At 38.2% G+C, this 3,919-nt stretch carries 5 protein-coding genes and 1 pseudogene; 2 read left to right on the forward strand and 4 right to left on the reverse strand.

The window, feature by feature from the left end:
• Positions 1-530: pseudogene (locus tag Q0X66_RS15365) on the forward strand (translational GTPase TypA); the annotation flags it as partial.
• A gap of 21 nt (positions 531-551) precedes the next feature.
• On the opposite strand, the gene ppgK reads toward Q0X66_RS15365, so the two are convergent.
• From ppgK to Q0X66_RS15380, 3 genes are all read right to left on the reverse strand, one after another.
• Positions 552-1,301: a polyphosphate--glucose phosphotransferase gene (gene ppgK, locus Q0X66_RS15370; protein WP_297707912.1), complete on the reverse strand. Its 750-nt coding sequence runs from the start codon at positions 1,299-1,301 to the stop codon at positions 552-554.
• 80 nt (positions 1,302-1,381) lie between these two features.
• Positions 1,382-2,197, reverse strand: coding sequence for an NUDIX domain-containing protein (locus Q0X66_RS15375; RefSeq protein ID WP_297707914.1), 816 nt, complete (start codon positions 2,195-2,197; stop codon positions 1,382-1,384).
• Positions 2,198-2,295: 98 nt separating this feature from the next.
• Positions 2,296-3,405, reverse strand: a complete 1,110-nt coding sequence (locus tag Q0X66_RS15380) for an MFS transporter (protein WP_297707916.1) — start codon at positions 3,403-3,405, stop codon at positions 2,296-2,298.
• On the opposite strand from Q0X66_RS15380, the gene Q0X66_RS15385 reads away from it, so the two are divergent.
• Positions 3,329-3,538, forward strand: a complete 210-nt coding sequence (locus tag Q0X66_RS15385; protein ID WP_297707920.1) for a hypothetical protein — start codon at positions 3,329-3,331, stop codon at positions 3,536-3,538. The two genes, Q0X66_RS15380 and Q0X66_RS15385, sit on opposite strands and share 77 nt — an antisense overlap.
• Here the strand turns inward: Q0X66_RS15385 and Q0X66_RS15390 are convergent.
• A partial coding sequence (locus Q0X66_RS15390; RefSeq protein ID WP_297707918.1) for a sulfotransferase family protein occupies positions 3,516-3,919 on the reverse strand: 404 nt, incomplete at its 5' end. The genes Q0X66_RS15385 and Q0X66_RS15390 overlap by 23 nt on opposite strands.

Consider the following 3,919-nt stretch of genomic DNA (forward strand, 5'->3'; position numbering starts at 1 on the left):
TGACCAGCATGGAGGCAAAAGGTGAGAGGATGGTATGTGAATTCCTTATTCCTTCCCGTGGTATTATTGGATTGCGAAATCAACTTTTAACTGCAACAGCCGGGGAGGCAATTATGGCTCATCGCTTTTTGGAATACCAACCAATGAAAGGAGATGTTCCTCAAAGGCAAAATGGTTCGTTGGTTTCTATGGAAAATGGAAAGGCAATTCCTTATTCAATTGATAAATTACAGGAAAGAGGTAGATTTTTTGTAGATCCTGGTGAGGATATTTATGAAGGTCAGGTTATCGGTGAAAATACCAGAGGTGACGATATGACAATAAATATTACCAAAACCAAGAAACTTTCAAATGTGCGTTCTTCAGGGGCAGATGATAAGGCAAAAATAGTACCGGCCATCAAATTTTCTCTGGAGGAAGCCCTGGAGTATATTCAAAAAGATGAATATGTAGAGGTTACTCCTAAACATTTACGCCTGCGTAAAGTTTTTCTAAAAGAAGTTGACCGTAAAAGGAATAAAATTTCTTAAAGTATTAAACTCAATTTTAGTTTAATCTCTTGGTGCCTCATGCAATGCTGCCGCTGCCGCGCCAACTATTCCTGCCTGGTTTCTTAATTCTGCCGGAAGTACGGGCGTATCAATTTTGATGTATTCTTTGAACGCATCAAATTCTTTTGAGGTACCTCCTCCTAAAATGATAAAGTCCGGAGAAATTAGAAGATCGACATAATTTAGGAATACGTTAAAGCGTTTCCCCCATTCTTTATAGCTAAGGCCTTCATTTTCCTTTGCAGATGCAGCTGCCCAGGTTTCAATTTTTTTGTATTTCTTATAAGGAATCTGGCCCAATTCAAAATTTGGTATTAGCTCACCATTAAAAAATGCTCCGCTACCTAATCCGGTTCCGATGGTAATCATAACTACGAAACCTTCTTTTCCTTTTCCTATACCATAATTCATGGTTGCATAGCCGGCAGCATCCGCATCATTGATAACCGTTACAGGAAGTCCGGTGGCCTCACTGAAAAGTTCTCTTACATTTACATTCACCCAGGATTTATGTAAATTTCCTTTGGATTTACAAACACCGCGCCTGATAATTGTCGGGAATCCAACTCCGACCGGGCCTTTATGATTAAAGTGTTCTACAATTTTTTTAACCACTTCTGCCATTTCTTGTGGTTTTCTGGATTCAGGAGTAGGGATTCTGAAACGTTCGGTCAACATTTCTCCTGTTACGGAGTTTACCAATGCGCCTTTCATTCCGGAGCCACCAATATCAATGCCTAATACTACCATTTGTAGTTTTTATATTAATAAATACGTTTATAAAATTGGCACTAAATGTAACGAAAAACTTTTTGGGGCTTACCAGATTTTTATATTAGATATCCTTTCTTATTAAGAAAATTAAAAATAAGTTTGTCTACTTCAGATACCATATTTCTGTCATTGTAACTAAGCCATACCATTTCAGAAATTTCAGAATCGGGGCACAACTCCCCGGTATAACCCCCTGTGTAACACCTCATACGAACCATGACACCGGGTTGAACCCCATGAGCGGAGGCCTCAAAAATTCCTATAAATTTTAATGAAGAAATATCTAAAGTTACCTGTAATTCCTCCTTTATTTCTCTGGAAAGAGATTGCGTATCAGATTCTCCCGGTTCTCTTTTCCCCCCCGGGATATAATATTCATCCTTACCTGAACTCCTTGTGCATAAGATTCGGTTGTCTGCAATATGAATCCATGCCAACACGTCCAGGACACCCTGTGATGGTTCAATATAATAGTCGATGGAGTTAAGGGAATGGTTTGGGTCTAATTTGTCGAGTATTTTATCAATTAAAATCCCAAAACCACTTAGTGTGCCTAGTCTTTTATTTCGGCCCAGGGCACTGGAGATAGTTTCATCCCTGTTACCAAATTTGTAACCTCCTCTTTTTACCCACAATGCATTGAGCAAATGCTGCATCAATACATTGCCCAACTGGTCTATAGATACGGCAATCTTCAATAGATATTCTCCAATACCCCTAAAGCCTTTTGTGAATAAAGAATATAAGATGCCGTATAAAAACCCTAAAGGGCCGGTAACAATCAGTAAAATTAAGGACACTATAAAAAGGAGTATCCCAACAATGGGGCCGGATTTTTTATTGGGAAGATTTTCTTGTTTTTTAAGGATCACATCAGAATTAGTTGCTCAACCACTAAGTTAATGGATATTTAGAAAGTATAATTAAATCTATACTCATTCTTGTTTTTGACGGGAACTGGTTTTATTCCTTAAGCCCCACCAGGTCTCTTTTTATTAAGAAACCCATATAGGAAGAATCCAATACTCAAGCCTAATATTACATAAGTTAATATGGAGAATAACTGAGATTGCGAGATTATATTTAAAAAAGGAAGTAAAATTATAGGAGATAAAAACTGACCCATAAACCAAAATGTGGTTAACCTGCCAATTTCCTGACCCCGAATTTGTTCAGGGGCTAATTGCATTACCCAAACATTGGCATTAGGAATCATTAGGCCCATACCCAGTCCGGCTAGCAACATTCCTATCATAACCATGCCGTATGATCCTCCATAGGAAATACTTGCGAAAGAGAGGGCCATTAACAAATAGCCAATACCAAAAACTTGCTGATAGCTCAATCTGTCCTTTATACGCGAAAATGAAAGCGAGGAAACCACTGAGAAAAGAGTGCTTGAAGCTATTGCGATTCCAATTAAAGTGTTTTTTTCAATGCCAATAGATTTTAAATAGAATGGTATCTGTACGGGGATAATAAAAAACAGAATCCACATAATCATCACATTTATAAAGACAAGCCAAATTATTTTAGGTGATTTAACGGAAGTATCCTTACTTTTTGCAGTATGTAATATTTTAGGTTCTTTTAGAAATAAACTGGTCATGGGAAAGATTATCAAAGGAAATAAATAAAGTAAAAAAGGAGCTCGCCATGATATATCGGCCAATACTCCCCCAAGAGTAACGAACATTATTCCTCCTAATGACATCACAGCTATTTGCAAACCGGCAAATTTTTGTCTGGATTTGCCCTGATAATAATCTGCTATGAGCGTTGTAGCAATTGTCATTGTAATTCCAACACAAATACCGAGCAAAGCTCTTCCAGCCAGGATAAGGTAAATGTTGTCCAGCCAATAACCCGAACTACCGGCAATCGCGTAAAGGATTAAAGCAGCACCTAAAAGACGCAATCTTCCAAATTTATCAATGAATTTCCCTGCGATTATGGCAGTAAGGGCGATAAAAAGAGCAGGAAACGAAAGCGTAAGCTTTACCATGTTTTCAGCGTTTGGTAAAGTTGAAAATGCTTTGGTCATATCAGGCAATGAAGCAGATATGGTAATCATAGACATAATGGTAAGGCTACTTACCAGTAAAAGGGTAACTTTTAATTATAAGAAACCCCTGGTGGTTGAAGCCACCGGGGGCATATGTGATTTTTGGTTTGTATTGATAAATGGATTCAGACCATTTCCCCTTTCATAAGTTTGGGAAGCATAGCCATAAAGTTCTCCTTTTTATTTAAATGTGGCAGGGGTTCAGTTGGCTCCGGTACACCCAGAAAGGTGCATAGAGGCCCCCAACCGTCACGAACATCATAAACCAATAATTTGTCTTCAGGGACGTAGGCTTTTACTTCAGCTATGTGATCTTCCCAGAATTTTTGGGTAAATTCTTTGTCTTCAAATTTTCCATGAAGTCTTTCAGCAAAAAAGCATTTCTTAAACCATTTAATACACTTCACTACATTTCTGATCCTGGCATTGAAAAGTAATTTCCCTATCATTTTTATCTTTTCACCCGGCGTTTGAGGCCCGGCTCTGAAAACTGTGCTGTCTACGCTTTTATACCAGTCTTCAAAATCCC

The organism is uncultured Eudoraea sp. (assembly GCF_947260015.1).
In the GTDB taxonomy this organism is placed as follows: Bacteria; Bacteroidota; Bacteroidia; order Flavobacteriales; family Flavobacteriaceae; genus Eudoraea.